The organism is Anaerobacillus sp. 63XJN7_5_ISO-PGPR-S23-430 (genome assembly GCF_056173695.1).
In genome coordinates this window covers 3,216,311-3,235,330 of record NZ_CM149686.1, presented here as the reverse complement: position 1 = coordinate 3,235,330, position 19,020 = coordinate 3,216,311, and the positions used below count along the sequence as shown (strand labels likewise).

15 protein-coding genes are annotated in these 19,020 nt (G+C 39.6%); 12 read left to right on the top strand and 3 right to left on the bottom strand.

Annotated features, from left to right (window positions below; genetic code table 11):
- The first annotated feature begins 18 nt into the window (after positions 1-18).
- The 4 genes from AC0VYJ_RS16930 (at position 19) to AC0VYJ_RS16915 (ending at position 9,418) form a co-directional block, all read left to right on the top strand.
- Positions 19-6,000: a GH32 C-terminal domain-containing protein gene (locus AC0VYJ_RS16930; protein WP_475365692.1), complete on the top strand. Its 5,982-nt coding sequence runs from the start codon at positions 19-21 to the stop codon at positions 5,998-6,000.
- 213 nt (positions 6,001-6,213) lie between these two features.
- Positions 6,214-7,239: a LacI family DNA-binding transcriptional regulator gene (locus AC0VYJ_RS16925; RefSeq protein ID WP_475365691.1), complete on the top strand. Its 1,026-nt coding sequence runs from the start codon at positions 6,214-6,216 to the stop codon at positions 7,237-7,239.
- 40 nt (positions 7,240-7,279) lie between these two features.
- Positions 7,280-7,876 carry a YesL family protein gene (locus AC0VYJ_RS16920; protein WP_475365690.1) on the top strand — a complete coding sequence of 199 codons (597 nt, stop codon included), beginning with the start codon at positions 7,280-7,282 and terminating at the stop codon, positions 7,874-7,876.
- A gap of 42 nt (positions 7,877-7,918) precedes the next feature.
- Positions 7,919-9,418, top strand: coding sequence for a glycoside hydrolase family 32 protein (locus tag AC0VYJ_RS16915; RefSeq protein ID WP_475365689.1), 1,500 nt, complete (start codon positions 7,919-7,921; stop codon positions 9,416-9,418).
- 115 nt (positions 9,419-9,533) lie between these two features.
- On the opposite strand, the gene AC0VYJ_RS16910 is transcribed toward AC0VYJ_RS16915, so the two are convergent.
- The gene (locus AC0VYJ_RS16910; protein WP_475365688.1) at positions 9,534-9,944 is read right to left on the bottom strand and encodes a cytochrome-c oxidase; all 411 of its coding nucleotides are present in this window, start codon (positions 9,942-9,944) and stop codon (positions 9,534-9,536) included.
- Positions 9,945-10,181: 237 nt separating this feature from the next.
- Between AC0VYJ_RS16910 and rpiA the strand changes: the two genes are divergently transcribed.
- On the top strand, positions 10,182-10,841 hold the full coding sequence (gene rpiA, locus AC0VYJ_RS16905) for a ribose 5-phosphate isomerase A (protein WP_475365687.1): 660 nt from the start codon (positions 10,182-10,184) through the stop codon (positions 10,839-10,841).
- 38 nt (positions 10,842-10,879) lie between these two features.
- Here the strand turns inward: rpiA and AC0VYJ_RS16900 are convergent, their stop codons facing one another.
- Positions 10,880-11,209 carry a winged helix-turn-helix transcriptional regulator gene (locus AC0VYJ_RS16900; protein ID WP_430241802.1) on the bottom strand — a complete coding sequence of 110 codons (330 nt, stop codon included), beginning with the start codon at positions 11,207-11,209 and terminating at the stop codon, positions 10,880-10,882.
- 130 nt (positions 11,210-11,339) lie between these two features.
- Between AC0VYJ_RS16900 and AC0VYJ_RS16895 the strand changes: the two genes are divergently transcribed.
- Complete coding sequence (locus tag AC0VYJ_RS16895; RefSeq protein WP_194219131.1) at positions 11,340-11,834, top strand: lactoylglutathione lyase family protein; 495 nt, start codon at positions 11,340-11,342, stop codon at positions 11,832-11,834.
- 143 nt (positions 11,835-11,977) lie between these two features.
- Here AC0VYJ_RS16895 and AC0VYJ_RS16890 read toward each other — a convergent pair whose 3' ends face one another.
- Positions 11,978-12,961, bottom strand: a complete 984-nt coding sequence (locus AC0VYJ_RS16890) for a metal ABC transporter solute-binding protein, Zn/Mn family (protein WP_475365686.1) — start codon at positions 12,959-12,961, stop codon at positions 11,978-11,980.
- Positions 12,962-13,086: 125 nt separating this feature from the next.
- Here AC0VYJ_RS16890 and AC0VYJ_RS16885 point away from each other — a divergent pair, with 125 nt between their 5' ends.
- The 6 genes from AC0VYJ_RS16885 to rpsN all read left to right on the top strand — a co-directional run bounded on the left by AC0VYJ_RS16885 (position 13,087) and on the right by rpsN (position 18,939).
- The gene (locus AC0VYJ_RS16885) at positions 13,087-14,028 is read left to right on the top strand and encodes a CobW family GTP-binding protein (protein WP_475365685.1); all 942 of its coding nucleotides are present in this window, start codon (positions 13,087-13,089) and stop codon (positions 14,026-14,028) included.
- A gap of 150 nt (positions 14,029-14,178) precedes the next feature.
- The gene (locus AC0VYJ_RS16880) at positions 14,179-15,186 is read left to right on the top strand and encodes a permease (protein WP_475367509.1); all 1,008 of its coding nucleotides are present in this window, start codon (positions 14,179-14,181) and stop codon (positions 15,184-15,186) included.
- 16 nt (positions 15,187-15,202) lie between these two features.
- A complete protein-coding gene (locus AC0VYJ_RS16875; protein ID WP_475365684.1) occupies positions 15,203-16,177 on the top strand; it encodes a TIGR03943 family putative permease subunit in 975 nt (324 codons plus the stop codon).
- Between the two features lie 123 nt (positions 16,178-16,300).
- Positions 16,301-17,452, top strand: a complete 1,152-nt coding sequence (locus AC0VYJ_RS16870) for an FAD/NAD(P)-binding protein (RefSeq protein ID WP_475365683.1) — start codon at positions 16,301-16,303, stop codon at positions 17,450-17,452.
- Positions 17,453-17,478: 26 nt separating this feature from the next.
- A complete protein-coding gene (locus tag AC0VYJ_RS16865; protein WP_475365682.1) occupies positions 17,479-18,669 on the top strand; it encodes a GTP-binding protein in 1,191 nt (396 codons plus the stop codon).
- A complete protein-coding gene (gene rpsN / locus AC0VYJ_RS16860) occupies positions 18,670-18,939 on the top strand; it encodes a 30S ribosomal protein S14 (protein WP_165997464.1) in 270 nt (89 codons plus the stop codon). It abuts the gene before it with no gap.
- Positions 18,940-19,020: the final 81 nt, after the last annotated feature.

Here is a 19,020-nt window from a genome sequence, read left to right as displayed (position 1 = left end):
AGGGAGCTTTACAAACTCATGTTCAATCGCTGTAGGTTGAAAGTGGTTTCTCTGACTGTCTTATTAGTAATCAGTAGCCTTATGCCAATCAGTATTTCGAACCCTGTTCAAGCTCAAACGACCATTACAAATCCAAGTTTTGAAACTGGAGATTTAACCGGGTGGACAATTATAAGCGGTAATGCATTCAATGAGAAAGATGTGACAGATGAATCGCAGTATTGGGATAAGCAAACGTTTGATCAAAAGAACTTCTGGCATATATGGGGAGGGCGGGGAGACGACACTAAAGTTGGGATCATGCAGTCTGAAACCTTTACTCTTGGTGGAGATGGTCAGATTGATTTTCTTACAGGGGGAGATTCGGACGCGGATCACTTATCGATCTCTCTCGTTAGAGAATCAGACGGAGAAGAATTAATGAAGGAAACAGGGACTGGGACAGATACATATTCCAAGAAGAGTTGGGATGCCTCCGCTCATATAGGCACAGTTGTTAGGATTAAAGTTGTTGATTCAACGACAACGGGGCATATCAATCTTGATGATGTGAATGTTCCTGCGACCCCTTCTTTACATGACCATGTGGAGCCTTCTATTTATAATCATGATTTCGAATATACGGCACTAACTCCGTACGAAATAAGGGGATGGGAAATTGTAAGCGGAGATGCATTTGGCCCAGAAAGCCTTGTTCATGAAGATGAATGGAGTGAAGGCGATGAATTTTTGCATGAGGGGCGCTACCATTTATGGAATTTTAACGATGGTGGAGACGATCAAGTAGGTGAGCTGCAATCAGAGCCATTTACGATCGATCAAAATGGCGGAATCGATTTTCTTATTGGAGGAGGGAATGACGATGAGAATCTATATGTTGCTCTCGTAAGAACTTCTGATGGAAAAGAGTTGCGAAAAGAAACCGGACGAGATACGGAAAAGTACCAGCGCGTTTATTGGGATGTTTCAGCATACATTGGTGAAGAAGTGGTTATCAAAATCGTCGATAATGCTAAAGGGGCGTTTGGACATATCAATGTTGATGACTTTCGAACAACCAATTCTCCTTTCACTGATGGGTTAATGGCTCACTGGAGTTTAGATGAAGGTACTGGTCAGGATACTGTAGAGCAAGTAACAGGTGAAACCAATTTAATTGATTACCATCTTAGTAAGGGAGTCTTTCAGGAAGCACAGGATCCACTGTGGAAGGACGGCATTTCAAACGGTTCCTTATTATTTGATGGGTACTCTACCTGGATTAAACAGAGCCCTACGAAACTACCTGCGCCTAAAGAAGCTATAACAGTTGAAGCGTGGGTCGCGCCAAGAAATTTTGAACATGGAGACGAAGGCCGCTTATCTGCAATCGTGAATCAGCATAACTGGGAGAAGAAAGAAGGATTCATACTCGGAAATTTTCGCCACGGTACGTGGGGGTTACAGTTTGGTACTGGAGACGAGTGGCATGAAGTGATGTCAGATACACTACTCCCTTTAAATGAGTGGTCATACGTCGTCGCAACGTACGATAGCACAACTGGAGAAGCAGTTCTCTACCAGAATGGTGAAAAGGTAACATCACGAAAATTTGATGCAGGAGCTGCGATTAAACCGAGTGTAAGAGATTTGTTAATTGGAAAGAACAATGATGGCATGTGGTTGTATGGCTTTGATTTAAATATGTTTAGTGGGCTTATGGATGAAGTGAAAATCTACAATCAGGCCTTGGGTGCTGGGAATGTGAAAGATTCCTACGAATCTTATGTAAGCGCTTTAAATGGTAATCTGCCAACCGCTGATGTAAAAACCGATCGCAGTCTTTTAGCGGACGACCAACATCGGCCACAGTTTCATATGTCTCCTCCGAACCATTGGGGAAATGAACCAGGTGGTCCTATTTACTTTAATGGTCAATATCATGTGTTCTATCAGAGTAATCCTAGAGGTCCATACTGGAATCATATTCGCTGGGGGCATCTTGTAAGTGATGATATGGTTCATTGGAGAGATGTTGACGATGCCGTTATCCCTGGGCGATATGATGTGGATCCCGAGGGGGCGTGGGCGGGTGGTGCTGTTGTCGATGATAACGGTGTGCCTGTTATCTTTTACACAGCGGGTGATGATCGTGATCAGCCTAATCAGCGCATTAATTTAGCAAGAAGTACGTTTTTGCAAGATGGGGATAACGATCTTAACCGTTGGGAAAAGAATTCAGAAGTGATTCTAGATCAAGAAGAAGGACAGGGGATCATGGGTGAATTTCGAGATCCTTACGTTTTTAAAGATGGTGATACCTGGTACATGCTAGTGACTTCTGGTAAAGAAGGATCTGATGGCAAAGCCGTTGGAGGTACCGCTCTAGTGTATTCTACAAAGGATGCCAGTTTTGAAGATTGGACCTTCGAAGGAGACTTATTCGTTGGAGATTATGGAACCTATCCAGAAACAGGACGCGTTTGGGAGCTGCCGATTTTGCTGCCATTAGGAGATAGCGGAAAACATATTTTCTTGATCAACCCTGCCAAAATGCAAAGGGAGGAGTATCAGTCGAGGTATACGTACTATTGGATTGGAACATGGAATCCGGATACCGCTAAGTTCACGCCAGATAATGAAACCCCTCAATTACTCGATGTTGGAGACCATTTTACTGGACCAGCTGGAATGGTAACGCCTGATGGAAGAACCGTTATTCATAGTATTACGCAGGGCAGGCGTCCAGCAAACGACGATTATGATGCTGGCTATGCCCACAATTATGGTTTGCCAACAGAGGTTTTTTATCGAGATGACGGAAAGTTAGGGATGAAGCCGATCCAAGAGTTGAACGAATTACGTGGCGAACAGCTTCTTAATATTACTTCTGACACGTCTATGGAAGAAGCGAATCAACTTCTTTCCAACATAGAAGGAGATATGCTTGAGATCCAGTTAGAACTAGACAATGGATCTGCTAATGAAGCGGGAATTAGCTTAAGACGTTCACCGAATGGGGAAGAAGAAACCATTGTGTATTACAAAGAAAGTAGCAAGGAGTTTTGGGTGAACCGAACCAAATCAAGTCTCGATCCCGATGTCGAAAAATGGTACCAGGGTGGAGAGGTAGATACTGATTCAGAGACGATCAATCTCCATGTATACGTGGATCGTTCTGAGATCAATGCTTATTTAAATGAACAAAAAGGATTAACCACAAGAACCTATCCGACAAGAGACGATGCGAAAGGTGTTCAGCTCTGGGCAAATGAGCAAAGTGAATCCGTCACCGTAAAGTCATTACAGGTTTGGGAGATGAATTCTGCGTACGAAAAGGTGAACGCTACTGGGGTGTCACTCAATCCAGATTCGCTAGAATTAATTGCTGGAGATACAGAACGATTAACACCTGAAGTGAAGCCGGCTCAAGCAACGAATAAAGAGGTGATCTGGACTTCAAGTAATCCAAGCGTTGCGACTGTTGTGAATGGAAAAGTTACGGCTCATTCAGAAGGTGCTGCTACGATTAAAGCTGAAACAAGGGATGGAGGTCATATGGCAACGAGTGCGGTTACTGTCGTTGAAGAGCCCCCTCATGATGAGTTAGTAAATCATGATTTTGAAGCTGGTAACTTAACGGGTTGGACTGTCATGGAAGGCGATGCCTTTAGCGATCTTGATGTTACGTCTGCTGACGATTGGGGGTGGGGAGGTCCATTTAATCAAAACGGAGGTTATCATCTATATAGTGTTCATAATGGTGAGGATGCGGAGATTGGAACGATACGTTCACAGAAATTCACGCTTGGAGGAAATGGACAAATTGATTTCCTCGTATCAGGTGGGAACGATATTTATAACCTTTACGTTGCACTAGTAAGAAGCTCAAATGGGAAAGAGCTAATGAAAGTAAGTGGGGGGAACCAGGAAGGCTATACCCGAGTTAAGTGGGATGCTTCTCATTACATTGGAGAGGATGTTTATCTAAAGGTTGTTGATCGTTCCAAAGGTTCATGGGGGCACATTAGTATTGATGATGTGAATGCTCCCGTAGAGCCTCCGAATAAAGTAACGATAGCGAACCCCGGTTTTGAAACGGGAGACTTGAGCGGGTGGACGGTTACCGGGGAGGCCTTTAGTGACCAGGATGTAACACAGGAGGAAGAGTGGGAGTGGGACTGTTGTTTCAATCACCAAGACGCCTATCACCTTTGGAACTTCAAAGATGGGGGAGACGCCGACAGAGGTGAAATACAATCTGAGCCCTTTACTCTCTATGGAAGTGGGTGGATTGACTTCTTGATTGGCGGAGGGAAGGATAATGATCACCTATATGTTTCTCTCGTACGGGAAGCTGATGGAAAGGAGCTTTTGAAATCGACCGGTACAGAGAATGAAAAGTATAAGAGGGTCTACTGGGACGCTTCTTCCTATATAGGGGAAGACGTATTCATCAAAGTGGTGGATAAGGCTACCGGCGGATGGGGTCATATCAATGTTGATGATTTTCATGTATTCAATTCAGAAGAAGATATTCTAACGAGTGAGCGGTATGAAAAATACCGTTCACAGTTTCACTATACTCCCGAAAAAAATTGGATGAATGACCCTAATGGGCTTGTTTATCATAACGGAGAATACCATGTGTTTTATCAGTATAATCCAACTGGCGTCACATGGGGACCAATGAATTGGGGGCATGCGGTTAGTACAGATTTAGTAAATTGGGAACGACTGCCGACTGCGCTAGAAGAAGATGAGAACGGATTTATATGGTCAGGTAGCGTTGTCGTGGATGAAAACAATACGGCCGGGTTTGGGAAGGATGCCATGGTGGCGATGTTTACGCATGAAAAAGGAGGGAATCAAAGTCAAAGTCTTGCTTACAGCAATGATAATGGCCGTTCATGGCAGAAGTATGCTGGAAATCCAGTCCTCACAAACATCGACCAATTTTCAGTGTTCAGAGATCCGAAAGTATTCTGGCATGAAGCATCCAATCAATGGGTGATGCTGCTTGCAGTGGAAGATCAATTTCAAAAGCAATTTGTTCGAATCTATCATTCGGAAGACATGAAGGATTGGACATTTGCGAGCGACTTTGGTGAAAATCAAGGATCACATGAAGGGGTTTGGGAAGTTCCGGATCTTTTCCAATTACCTGTGGATGGTGATTCTAACAACACCAAATGGGTGATGCAGGTAAGTCTTAGTAAAGGTGCTCCTGCTGGTGGGTCAGGTGTACAATATTTTATTGGTGATTTTGATGGAACGACCTTTCGTAATGACAATCTAGCAAGTACCGTACTATATTCTGATCATGGCGCTGACTATTATGCACCGCTAACCTTTAATCATATTCCAGATGGTCGTCGAATTGCGATGGGATGGATGAATAATTGGGAGTACGGTCAAGCGATCCCAACTTCTATTTGGCGAAGTAAAATGACGATACCAAAGGAACTAAATTTGAACAGCATTTCGAATTTAGGTGTTCGCCTCGTTCAAAATCCTGTCAGTGAGCTTCAGAGTTTAAGAGGGGAAGGAAGTTATTGGACGAATGAAGTAGTGGTACCGGGTGAGAATCTATTATCTGATATGAAAGGAGATACGTTAGAAATTGTTGCTGAATTTCAAACAGATCATTCAACGGCGAAAGAATTTGGTTTTAACGTTCGTGTAGGTCATGACGAATTTACAAAAGTTAGTTACGACATAGCAAATGCTACGTTATCTTTAGATCGTTCTAAGTCTGGTGATACGAGTTTTAGTAGTTCTTTTGGTGCTAAGCACGAAGTAGTCATGGTGCCTTCTAATAAGTCAGTTACAATTCACTTACTTGTTGATCGTTCTTCTATCGAAGTGTTTGGGAATGATGGTGAGGTTGTGTTATCTGATCAAATCTTTCCTGAACTAACGAGTGATCAGCTAGAACTATATGCGATCGATGGTGAAGTAACTTTAAACTCTTTAGCTATCTATCAGTTAAATAGAGCCAGTATGATTAATGCGAATTAAGCACGTTCTTAAAGAAATATATTCTCTTTATTTAACGTAGAAAGTTAATTGACAGCGCTTACTTCAAAAACTATAATTAAAGTTATAATATACGTAATCGTTTACTTGGGCTCTTCGTAAGAGCTCCTTTTATAAAAAGTAACGTAATCGATTACGCGTCACGTGGTTCGCAGTTTAAAAGGGCGAGTAATCTGATAAGTAGGTGAAAAGGATATGGGCACCGTTAAAGATGGAAATAATATGCGTTCAAAAATGAAAGATGTTGCTCAAAAAGCAGGTGTCTCTACTGCCACCGTTTCTCACGTGATTAACGGAACGAGGTATGTTTCTGAAAATACGAAGAAAAAGGTCTATCAGGCTATGCGGGATCTTAACTACAGTCCGAACTTCGTAGCGAGAAGTCTTCGAAGCAGCAGTTCAAAAACGATCGGTTTGATCATTCCTGCTAAAGAAATGGATACCTCGGGCTTTTTCTTTATGTCGATTGCTCACAGCATTGAGAAAAAGCTGAAGGAAATTGGCTATCAGTTAATTTTAAGTAATTCAAATGAAGAAATTGAAAATGAGATTCAACAAATCAATATGTTTAAAAACCAAATGATTGATGGATTAATCATGGCTCCAACTTACGGGGATCATAGCTATTTAAAAGAATTTGAAGATCAATTACCCATTGTATTTATTGACCGAAAGCCAGAAGGAATTGATTGTGACTGTGTGCTGGTCGATAACTTTAAAGGCACTTATGAGGCAATGAATCATTTAATTCATAAGGGACATCAAAGAATCGGATATATTTCCGGTCCACTTGGACTAACGACTAGTGATGAACGACTTAGAGGATATAAACATGCTTTACGAGAAAACAATCTCCAGGTTGACGAATCAATGATCGTGATCGATGAAGCCTCATTGGAAGCTGGGAAAAATGCTATGGCGTTTTTACTGGAGCAATCCAAATGCACGGCAGTCATGATTGGGAACAATATTCTCACATTAGGTTCCGTTGTTACGTTAAATAAAAGCAAGATTCAAGTGCCTGAACAGATGGCGGTTATTGGTTATGATAATTATGAATGGACAGAAGCAACGAATCCCCCGTTAACCATTATTAAACAGCCTATTCATGAAATAGGGGAAAGGGCAGCAGAATTGTTGCTCGCTCGTTTAGATAATCCACAGAAAGAATCTTCCTGTGTGAGCTTGCCATCAAGCCTAGAAATACGAAATTCATGTTAAAAGTAGCAAGTGAGTATGTAAACGACGGGAGGAGAGTGAGTTGGGAAATCATAAATATAGGATATTTTCTTTTTTAGAAAAAGCAGTAGATTTCCTCTTTCTCAGTTTCATCTGGGCGATCATGTGTGTTCCGATTATCACGATTTTCCCTTCAACAGCAGCTTTGTTCGGTGTGGTACGAACATGGCAACTTAAAAAAGGAGATGCAGGTGTTTTCATTACTTTCTTTAAGTTGTTTAAGGAGAATTTCAAACAAAGCTTTGGTTTATCCCTTATTTGGAGCTTAGTTGGACTTTCTTTATACCTAAATTTCCAAATCGTATCCTTATCTGGATCAGTGCTTGAAGTTGTGATTTTTATCGTAAGTGTCTTTCTAAGCATCATTTTTGTCCTTATGACTATATACTTATTTCCGATGATGGTTCACGTGAAAGCAAAGTGGCACGAACTGGTGCGAAATTCGTTTTTTCTTGTTGTAGCAAGTCCATATTCAACAATCATAATTGGGGTTGTTACCCTTGGGACAGTCTATTTCTTGTTAGATAACCCAGCAGGACTATTTTTTATCACAAGTACGTTAGCTTACTTTATTAGTTATTGGTTTCTTAAAGCAATTAGTAAACTACAAATTAATTAATGGTTTAGTTAAAAACTTTGTTGAAGGAAAGGGTGCTGAATATTGGATGTTGAACAAGTCGTTCCTCGAAGCAACTATTCAGAGAAGCATAGACCTCAGTTTCATTTCACTCCAGAATCAAATTGGATGAACGACCCAAATGGGATGGTTTATTTTAACGGAGAATATCATTTATTCTATCAATATCATCCTTATAGTAGTGTTTGGGGACCGATGCATTGGGGACACGCAGTGAGTAAAGATTTGATTCACTGGGAGCATCTCCCTATTGCGTTAAAACCCGATCAAAACGGGGCTATTTTCTCGGGCAGTGCAGTTGTCGACTGGGATGATACAACTGGGTTCTTTAATGGGCAAAGTGGTCTCGTAGCAATCTTTACTCATGCGGATACATATCCTGGATCCGACAGACCACGCCAACGGCAGAGCCTAGCTTACAGTAGCGATAATGGGAGGAGCTGGACATTATATAAAGGGAATCCGGTCCTATCAGAACCTCGAATTCTAGATTTTCGAGATCCTAAAGTTTTTTGGCACAAAGAAACGAATCGTTGGGTGATGGTCATCGCTTCAGGGCAATCCATTAGTATCTATACGTCATTAAATTTAATCGACTGGGAGTTTGCCAGCACGTTTGGAGAGAAAGAAGGATCGCATCAGGGGGTATGGGAATGCCCTGATTTATTTAAACTACCAATCGACCACGATCCATCCAAACAAAAGTGGGTATTACTCGTTAGCCTTGGTGACCATCCAGATGTCGATAGCGGTTCAAAAACACAATATTTCATTGGTGAATTTGATGGTAAAACGTTTCGAAACGATCATCACCCAGGTCATGTGTGCTGGCTTGATCACGGGAGAGATAACTACGCAGGCGTAACGTGGTCAGATTTACCAGATCATGATGAGAGAAGGATTTTGATTGGATGGATGAGTAACTGGCGCTACGCGAATGAAACGCCTACAGAAGGTTGGCGAAGCGCGATGACAATCCCTAGAGAGCTAGTCTTGAAATCCACATTAGCTGGTGTCCAACTTACCCAACTGCCAGTTACAGAACTTAAGAATATTAAAGAGCCTCTTGTACTGCTGAAAGAACAAAATGTAACATCAGGTGAAAATGTGCTAAGCGGTATTCATGAAAACACACTTGAAATAACCATTGATCTTAATCCTGGTTCATCAGAAGTAGTAGGCTTAAAGGTCTTAAAGTCTGATAATGAGGAGACAGTCATCGAATATAATGCAAAAAAAGAAATGCTGATTTTTGATCGCACTCGATCTGGAGATTCTTCTTTTCATGCCTCTTTTGCCTGTAAGCAGACAGTAAAGATGGACTCTCCTCATGAGCGTTTGCAATTGACCGTATTAATTGATCGATCCTCCATTGAGATTTTTGGGAATAGTGGGGAAACGGTCGTTACAAATTTGGTGTTTCCTAAAGAGGAAAGTAATGGTCTGGAGTTATACAGTAGCGATGGAATTTTTATTCATTCGATGGAGATAAATCGATTGAAATCAGTGTGGACTAATCCATAACTTGTCTTGGAAAATAGGAGAAAAACATGTACCTACTTATAAGGTTAAAAGGTCGAGTTTCCAATTGGAAACTCGACCTTTTAACTATGTTTTACTATTAAACGACTTAATTGAATTAAAGTGACGTAGTTTCGCTTTTCTTAAGCAAGTGAGCAACGTCTTCTGCTTTCAAATTTATAAACATGTTAATAACGAACAGGATGACACTTAAGACAAGAAGGTTAGGAAAGATCATGAGAAGAACGGTTAGGGAAGTATTGCCTGCAAGGAAAAAAGATAGTCCTAGCATAAATAAAGGGAATGACACGTTATAAAGCCAGAAATGCAGTTTTGCTAAGAGCGTTTCACTAGCGGTGGGGAATAGAATATAGATAAAACCGAATAAGCCCATGGAAGCCCAACCTAATAGGTTAATATGAGCGTGAGCGCCTGCCAAACTGTGATCCCCCATCATCTCCATCAATAACCCCATACTAACTCCAATTAGGAAATAAAGAGCTGCCAATTTAAGAAACCATATCCCCATTCTCATTACCCCTCCCATACATGTTAGATAGCCCGTTTAAGTATATATCGCTAGAAGGAGGATTATGCCGAATATAACTGTTTGTTCCAAGAGCGAAGACCTTTTCCGTCAATTATTTGTGAATATCCTTGTCCTTCTAAACTTTTTCACTTCTCATTTTGTTACAATAAAACCAACCAATTCTAGCTTTCTTACAAGAAGATAAACTCTGAAAAAAGGTAAGGTGTCAAAATGGACATGAAACAGAAATGTGCCAAAGCAGCTCTAGAATACATAACAGATGAAACCATCATCGGTCTTGGTGGCGGAAGTACAATTGGATATTTAATTGACTTTATTAAGCAAGAAAAGTTAAATGTAAAAGTCGTAACTCCATCTCTAAAAACAAAGCATCTATGCGTAAATCAGGGCCTGGAAGTGCTACCAACAAGTACCGTTGAGGAAGTAGATGTTGCATTTGATGGTTGTGATGAGGTTGATGAAAAGTTACATGCACTAAAGAGCGGCGGTGGTATTCACACGCAAGAAAAGCTCATTGCTCAAATGGCAAAGGACTATATCTTGCTCGTTGATGATTCTAAAGTTGTTCCGGAATTAAGTTATCAGCATCCAGTCGTACTGGAGATTTTGCAAGATTCACTTGCATATGTACTAAAGAAAGTAGGAGAGATGGAAGGAAAGGCAGAAGTGCGTTCAAGTTCTGCGAAGGATGGATATACAGTTACCGATTATGGAAACTTTTTAATTGATGTTTGGTTTGAGAAAGGGCAGGAGAGTGTTCAACTTGAAAAACGCCTGAAAGAAATACCTGGTGTAATTGACGTCTCCCTTTTTGCGAGTGTTGTTACAAAAGCATTAGTGGCAAGTGGAGAAGGTATTTACGAGATTTCAAAATAAGATGATCTATTGCTGGTGCCTGTCATGACAGGCACTTATTATTTTTGATTCTCAGTCCCCCACAAGTGCATCTGCTCTAAAATCGGCATCAACGTTTTGCCTTTTTCCGTAATCGAATATTCCACTTTTGGTGGGACGGTATTTTGTTGTTTTCGATCGATGAAACCTTCTTCTTCTAGTTCTTTTAACTGATGACTCATCACTTTATGTGTGACGCCTGGTAGTAACTGGCGTAATTCATTGTAGCGAAAACTCCCATCCACACAGAGGTGCCACAAAATCACCGTTTTCCATTTACCGCCGATTTTCTTTAATGTATATTCAATCGAGCATTTTAGTTTTCCGTTTTGATCCACTGGAGAATTCATGTTGGATCGACTCCTTTCTTACCTTTTGGTTAGTATCGCACAAAAAAGTGCGTTCTTACATGATCTTTTAATTCTCAGTATAATAAACGTATGTTGACAGAACATAATCACTAAGGAGGAGTTTAAAACTATGTTACCATATCCAAGAAGTTTTTCTCATATAGGACTATCGGTTCCAAACCTCGAAGAAGCTATTAAATTTTATAAGGAAGTATTCGGCTGGTATATTTTGATGGAGCCATCTGATGTGCACAATGATGATTCCCCGATTGGACAAATGTGCCGTGATGTCTTTGGAGACGATTGGGATACGTTCCGAATTGCTCACTTATCAACCGGAGATAAAATTGGCGTCGAAATGTTTGAGTTCCCGGAAAATGAAACGCCAGAAAATAACTTCGAATACTGGAAAACAGGTATTTTCCACTTCTGTATCCAGGACCCTGATATTGAAGGAATCGTTGAGAAAATTAAGCAGCACGGCGGGAAACAGCGTATGCCGATCCGCGAATACTATCCAAATGAAAAGCCATTTAGAATGGTGTATGTGGAAGATCCGTTCGGCAATATTTTCGAGATCTATTCTCATAGCTATGAACTGACTTATTCGGAGGGTGCTTATTAATTAGAATGAAGAAGAACCAAGAGACTTATTCTCTTGGTTCTTTTTTCATATGTTAAATACCTACGTAGTCAAAAGAAGAGAAAAATAGAGGAATGAAATGAAATCAATAAGTTTATTTAAGGAGAAGGGTTTCTTTCGTGATTTTACTTTAATGCTTGATCCAGCGTTACAAGATTTCTACGCATTAAGCTAAAATAATCTTCTTTGTTATTAATATCATCCTCAGTAAGAACAGATAAATTGTGAAGACGAAGTGCTTTTGCTCCAATTTCGGACTGGAGGCTTTGTGCCACCTTAGGGGTAACGTTTTGTTCGAACAATACATAATCCAGATTTTTCTCCTTAGCCGTATGAATAATTTCTTCAAGCGCTTTTTGAGATGGCTCATTTGACGGAGAAAGCCCGGAAATCGCAATTTGATGAATGCTATAACGGTTTTCCCAATACCCATAAGCAGCATGAGAAACAATCATTTCAGGATGATCTTTGGAATCTACTAAACGAGCAAACTCTTTATCCAGTTCAGTTAAATCGTTTTTAACTTTTTGAAAGTTGGCTTCGAAATCCTCTTTTGCATCTGGCTTAAGTTCAATTAATGTCTCTTTAATGTTTTCCGCCATTCCTATCGCCTTGTTAGGGTCAAGCCATACGTGAGGATCTTGATCACCATGGTCATGCTCATCCGAATGTTCCTCTTCAGAGTGCTCTTTGTGTTCTTCTTCCGAATGCTCGTCATGTTCATCACTATGTTCTAAGGTTTCAATTCCAGATGAAGCTTCAACAATCTCTACATCACCTACCGAATTAGCAATAGCTTCAGCATAGCTTTCCATTCCTAACCCGTTATAGATAAATGCATCTGCTTCAGCAATCTTAATCATCGTTTGTGTCGTTGGTTCGTAAGTATGGGCATCAGATCCAGGTGGTAAAATCGAGACAACTTCAACATATTCCCCACCTATTTTCCTTGTGAAATCCTCAATAGGAAATAGCGTTGTATAAATACTTAGTTTTGTTTTTTCACTACTTTCATTAGTAGCAGTTGTACTTGTTTCTTTTCCACCACACGCAGCTAAGACCAAGACAGTCATCAAACATAATAAAATTTTCCCGTATTTTAAATTCAAAATATTCCCTCCCTCGTAAAATTCTATTTTTAATATTATCGTAATGATTTCGATTTGTAAATCAAAATCATTACGTTTTGTGTTAAGATATTTTAGAGTCGAATGGATAGGGAGGAAAATGAAACATGAAAGTACCAGTTTATTTGATTAGTGGCTTTCTTGGAAGCGGGAAGACAACTGTACTTCTAAGTATGATAGAAAAATGTAGAAAGGAAGGGATGAAAACAGGCATTATTCTTAATGAGTTAGGTACAAAGAATGTGGAGGAAACGTACTTTAAGGAACAGAACGTAAAGACATTATTAAATGGATGCATTTGTTGCTCGATTCAGGATGATTTAAACGAAACACTACGGTCATTTAGCGAAGAAGATATTGATGTATTGTTAATAGAAGGAACGGGGGTTGCCAATCCAATCGATATAGAAGCGGCATTAACGACTCCAGAATTTACCCGGATTTATGAGTTGAACTCGATGATAACGGTTGTAGATGGAAGTCATTTTCTTGAACACCAACACTTCTTTACAAGTAGTAAAGAAATTCGTAAGTTATTAAAACAACAAATTTCCTGTGCGAATTTGGTGATTCTTAATAAAGAGGATTTAATAACAGAATCTTCTATAATGAAAATATATAAGAAAGTGAGTGGTATGTTGAAAGAAGATATTCCTGTTTTTAGAACAGCTTTTGGAAACATTACAGAAACCGAATTATTTAAAAAAAGATATGGTCTTCGTACTCCTATAACGAATAAGAATCACAGAGATGTTGGACATCGTCACAACCACTCTTCACTTCGAAGTATTCAGATTGATGGGTTTGCGGAAGTAGATCGACTACTTTTCGAAAAATGGATTACTGAGTTACCAATGGAAGTTTTGAGAGGGAAAGGTATTGTTCGATTTAAAGGTGAACATATGAACTATCATTTTCAATTTGCCTCTGGAGAGCTAAGACTCTTACAAACTGTTGGAGAAGAAATGAACCCGATTATGATACTCATAGGAGATTCTTTAAACGAAGAAAAGTTAAACCGGAATTTTCATTCAAGCATGTCTGAATGAAGTCCATTTCATTAAATGGTCATGAGTGATCTGGATGGACATAGAATAATAGAAGCACTAATAGATTCTAAATCGAATCAATTATGATTTGCAAAGTGAGAGGAAAAGTCTTATAAGACAAATATAAGGTGGTATGGAGGTGGATGTATGATTCATACTGTAAGCAATAGTATAAAGGATTTTATAGGAATCCTATTGTTTTTAATCTTTGTTATCTTATTTTTATTTAATACACAAGTTCTTCAATATTTTCAGTTTGATTTCCCTAGTGAATGGTTAAATGTAAATGCTATTTTTATTAGTATTTTATTAGAAGCGATCCCGTTTGTTCTTATAGGTGTGTTTGTATCTGCGCTGATTCAATCGTTTGTTTCTGAAGAAACTCTTCAGAAAGTGTTACCGAAACACGCGTATCTAGGCTTGATTTCTGCAGCGCTACTTGGTGCTGTTTTTCCTGTTTGTGAATGCGCCATTATTCCAGTGGTAAGAAGGTTAATTAAAAAAGGGATGCCGCTTCAATTCGGTGTTGTCCTATTAATGGCTGCACCTATTCTAAATCCAATCGTAGCCGCATCTACATACTATGCCTTTCAACAGGATCTTACTGTACTTTATTTCAGAATGGGATTGGGCTTTGTCTTATCCATCATTATTGGTTTTGTGATGTTCCGGATTTTCGGTACTACAAATCAATTAAGATGGACAAAGGAAGAACTTATTGGAGAGACAAGAACCATAACTACGATGAAAAGAAATAAGTGGAAGCAAACGTTCTATCATGCTAGCGATGAATTCTTCGATATGGGGAAATACCTCATCATTGGTGCGTTTTTAGCCAGTGTGGTCAATGGGTTTCTTGACCGCAACCTCCTTGCTTCATTTATTACAAATGAAGCAGAATCAACGGGCGTTATGATGGGGCTAGCGTTTATTTTATCTCTCTGTTCAGAAGCAGATGCTTTTGTAGCAGCTTCCTTTTCGAATCAGTTTTCTAGTACGTCTTTACTTGCTTTCCTAGTCTATGGACCGATGCTTGATTTGAAAAATATGCTGTTGTATTTCGCATACTTTAAGACAAAGTTTGTCTTAGTTCTTATGTTAACCATAACGGTAGTTACATTTTGTTCTGTATTAGTGGTAAGCGGTTTTTTAAATTAAGAGAGGAGGAATGGGTTTGGACGAGAGTAAGTCGACAGCTTCACTGCAGTTTCATATGTTTTTAAGAAGTATTATCTTAATGGGTTTTTTCTTATTAATCATCAAGCTAGTTCTGAGTGAAACGATCCTTCTTTATGTTGCTCCGAAAATGCTTCCGTTTGTTTATTTTGCAGGTGGCTGCTTCTTTTTAATAGGAATTATTCAATTTTTTAAAAGTATGTCCTCAAACCTGGCGGAGGAGATTGAATGTAACTGTGGTGCAGATCATCATATGAAAGGGTCATTTGTGCGTAAAACGATTATTTATCTGTTATTTATCCTTCCTGTTCTAGGAGGATTAGGGCTTCCTCAAAAAGTAATCGATAGTACAGTAGCGGCAAATAGAGGCATTCAATATGGGGGAGGGTTGTATACAAAACCGCCAGATAGCTCGGCAGCTTTGTCAGAAGATCCGTCAGATACAAATACACAAGACGTGGATAAATTTCTGGAAGATCCAGAAGCTTACATGGAGGAAATGGATGAGCGAGTGAAGAATGAAGCAGCTAAATCTCCTGCTTCAAACACCTCTTCAGGCTATTCTGCTGATTATAATAAATACGATGAGCTTGCAGAAAAATATTCTGGAATGGACCACATTCAAATAACGAATAAAAATTACCTCGATGTGATTACAACAATCGATTTGAATTTGGAGCAATTCATTGGGAAAAAATTGACGATCAAAGGTTTTGTGTACCGTGAACCCGATTTTAATGACAAGCAAATCGTTGTCGCTAGATTTGGTATGAACTGTTGCGTGGCAGATGCAAGTGTCTATGGAACTTTAATTGAAAGTGATCAAGTTCATTCCATTGAAGAAGATACATGGGTCGAGGTAACGGGAACAATTTCGAACACATCTTATAACGGTCAAGAAATGATGCTTTTACTACCAGATGAAATGAAGCAAATTGAGGCCCCTAAAGATCCATATGTTTATCCATTTTAGAAAGGGAGCATATCCCTTTTTTTTCTATGATATATATAATCAATTTGGAATGAGAGATTGCATTATAAATTTATCTAGTATACAATACAAATCGTAACAGTTACGATTTGCGGGGGTGGTCATATGTATGAATGGATTATTATAGGTGGAGGTATTCACGGTTGTACGATCGCAACGTCCCTTTTGAAAAGCGGAAAAGTTAAAAAAGAAGAGATCTTAATTATTGATCCCCATTCCGGACCGCTTGAAAGGTGGAAGGAGAGAACCGAGCGCATTCAGATGCCGTTTCTTCGGTCGCCTTCTGTTCACCACATTGATGTATCTCCTTTCAGTTTAGACAAATATGCGAAAAAGATGAACTATGACAACCCTTTTTACGGTTACTATGATCGCCCCTCATTAGGTCTCTTTAATCAACATGCAACCTCCGTTTTTGAAGAAGCTTGCTTACAAGATAGTTGGTGTCAAACGAAGGTGAAGCTAATGAAGAAACAAGGACCATTTTGGGAAATTGAAACGGAAGATCACCACATTTATTATACAAAAAATAGTGTTATTGCGATTGGTAATAATGAACTGCACTATCCGACATGGGCAACTGAATGGAATAATGGGTATCACATATTTGATTCTGAACTAAACATGGATAATATAAAGCCACCTTTTTTGATCGTTGGAGGAGGAATTACGGCAGTCCATACAGCTATTGGTCTGTCTCGTCGGTTTCCTAGGGAAGTCACATTAATGTCTCGTCATCCATTTCGTGTACATAACTTTGACAGCGATCCTGGGTGGCTTGGGCCCAAATATTTGGACGCTTATTCTCAGGTTAAGAACTATGATGTTAGAAGAAAGATGATTCATCAAGCAAGACATCGTGGCTCCATTCCTTCTGAACTTTACAGTCGATTGCATCACTTAAAAAAGCAAGGGAAGTTATCGATTGTTCAAAATGAAATTCAAACTGTTTCTAGTGAATCCAATGAATTAATGACAAAAGAATCAACAGTTTATCGACCAGCAACGGTGCTCTTTGCTACAGGCTTTGAACGAGCGTTAACAAATCAACGTTGGCTTCTTCAATTAATCGCTAAAGAAGACCTTACGTGTGCTAATTGCGGTTATCCAATTGTGGAAGAAAGCCTGGAATGGTGCCCACACCTATTTGTTATGGGACCTCTTGCGGAGCTTGAGATCGGTCCAGCTTCACGCAATATTATTGGAGCGAGGAAAGCGACAGAACGAATTATGAAAAGCACACGTTTTAAATCGTAATAATTTTGATTTGGAGGATGAAAAGTATGACCAATAAAGTCCCAGTGACAGTGTTAAGTGGATATTTGGGATCTGGTAAAACGACGTTGTTAAATCATATTCTTGCAAATAGAGAGAAGCGCCGGATTGCTGTGATCGTCAACGATATGAGTGAAATTAATATTGATGCTGAACTAATTAAAAGTGGTTTTGCTAGAACTGATGAAAAGTTGGTGGAACTTCATAATGGATGTATCTGTTGTACGTTAAGGGAAGATTTGATGATTGAAGTAAAAGAATTGGTGGAAGGAGGAGAGATTGATTATCTGGTTATTGAATCAACAGGCATTTCGGAACCGGTTCCCGTAGCTCAAACCTTTACATACATGGACGAAGCGTTAGGCATTGACCTTAGTCGCTTGTGCAGGTTAGATACAATGGTTACCGTCGTTGATGGTAATCGATTCTGGCATGACTATAAATCAGGAGAAACCTTAATAGATCGTGAGGAAGAATCGTCAGAGGATGACCAGCGTGAAGTGGTGGGTCTATTAATTGATCAAATTGAATTTGCGAATGTTCTATTGCTTAATAAAACAGATTTAATGAATAAAACAGCGATAGGAAAATTAGTATCCGTCTTAAGTACACTTAATCCTGATGCCATTATTATACCAACAACTCATGCCAATCTTTCTCTTGATCAAGTGCTCAACACAAAGTTATTTAACTTTGAAGCTGCAAGTCAGAGTGCTGGATGGATCAAGGAACTTAATAATGAACATATTCCCGAAACGGAAGAATACGGTATATCTTCTTTTGTCTATCGGAGGAAGCGCCCATTTCATCCTGGAAGGTGGCTATCTTGGCTTGAACAATGGCCAGACGAAATTGTTCGTGCAAAGGGATTCTTCTGGCTTGCTTCTCGAAATAACGTAACGGGATTATTGTCTCAAGCAGGTCCGTCCCTTAGTATTGAAGCGGCTGGAAACTGGATTGCAACCTATTCGATTGAAGAGCAAAAACAGTTGATTCATGAAGCTCCTGAACTACTAGAACGCTGGGATGATCTTCACGGCGATCGCATGACGGAACTTGTGATGATTGGTCTTCATTTGGACCAGGAGCAAATCGAACAGTCGCTTGATTGTTGTCTATTGACTGATCATGAGATGGAGGAAGATTGGTCGACATTCTCTGACAATTTACCAAAATACCACGAAGAGAGGAAGAGTTAGATGGCTAAAAAATCTAAAGTAGCTAAAGAAAAGAAACGTCAGAAGCTCGTTCAGCAATACGCTCAGATTCGAAAAGAGTTAAAAGAAAAAGGAGATTATGAAGCATTGCGTAAGCTGCCTCGTGATTCTTCACCAACTCGTCTTACAAATCGTTGTGAAGTAACAGGGAGACCGAGAGCATATTTAAGAAAGTTCAAGATGTCCCGAATTGCTTTTCGTGAGTATGCTCATAAAGGACAAATTCCTGGCGTGAAAAAATCTAGCTGGTAAAAAGGTGAAATGGGTGTAAAATACAAGTGACCTCTTATGATTAGGAGGTCACTTCCGTTTAAACAAAGCTAAAAAAAGATA

Bases quoted from the DNA above. Each gene is read 5' to 3' on its own strand.
- AC0VYJ_RS16870 (WP_475365683.1), top strand. From the start codon at position 16,301: ATGTATGAATGGATTATTATAGGTGGAGGTATTCACGGTTGTACGATC.
- AC0VYJ_RS16895 (WP_194219131.1), top strand. From the start codon at position 11,340: ATGTTACCATATCCAAGAAGTTTTTCTCATATAGGACTATCGGTTCCA.
- AC0VYJ_RS16930 (WP_475365692.1), top strand. From the start codon at position 19: ATGTTCAATCGCTGTAGGTTGAAAGTGGTTTCTCTGACTGTCTTATTA.
- AC0VYJ_RS16885 (WP_475365685.1), top strand. From the start codon at position 13,087: ATGAAAGTACCAGTTTATTTGATTAGTGGCTTTCTTGGAAGCGGGAAG.
- rpsN (WP_165997464.1), top strand. From the start codon at position 18,670: ATGGCTAAAAAATCTAAAGTAGCTAAAGAAAAGAAACGTCAGAAGCTC.
- AC0VYJ_RS16910 (WP_475365688.1), bottom strand. From the start codon at position 9,944: ATGGGGATATGGTTTCTTAAATTGGCAGCTCTTTATTTCCTAATTGGA.
- AC0VYJ_RS16925 (WP_475365691.1), top strand. From the start codon at position 6,214: ATGGGCACCGTTAAAGATGGAAATAATATGCGTTCAAAAATGAAAGAT.
- AC0VYJ_RS16900 (WP_430241802.1), bottom strand. From the start codon at position 11,209: ATGAATTCTCCAGTGGATCAAAACGGAAAACTAAAATGCTCGATTGAA.
- AC0VYJ_RS16865 (WP_475365682.1), top strand. From the start codon at position 17,479: ATGACCAATAAAGTCCCAGTGACAGTGTTAAGTGGATATTTGGGATCT.
- rpiA (WP_475365687.1), top strand. From the start codon at position 10,182: ATGAAACAGAAATGTGCCAAAGCAGCTCTAGAATACATAACAGATGAA.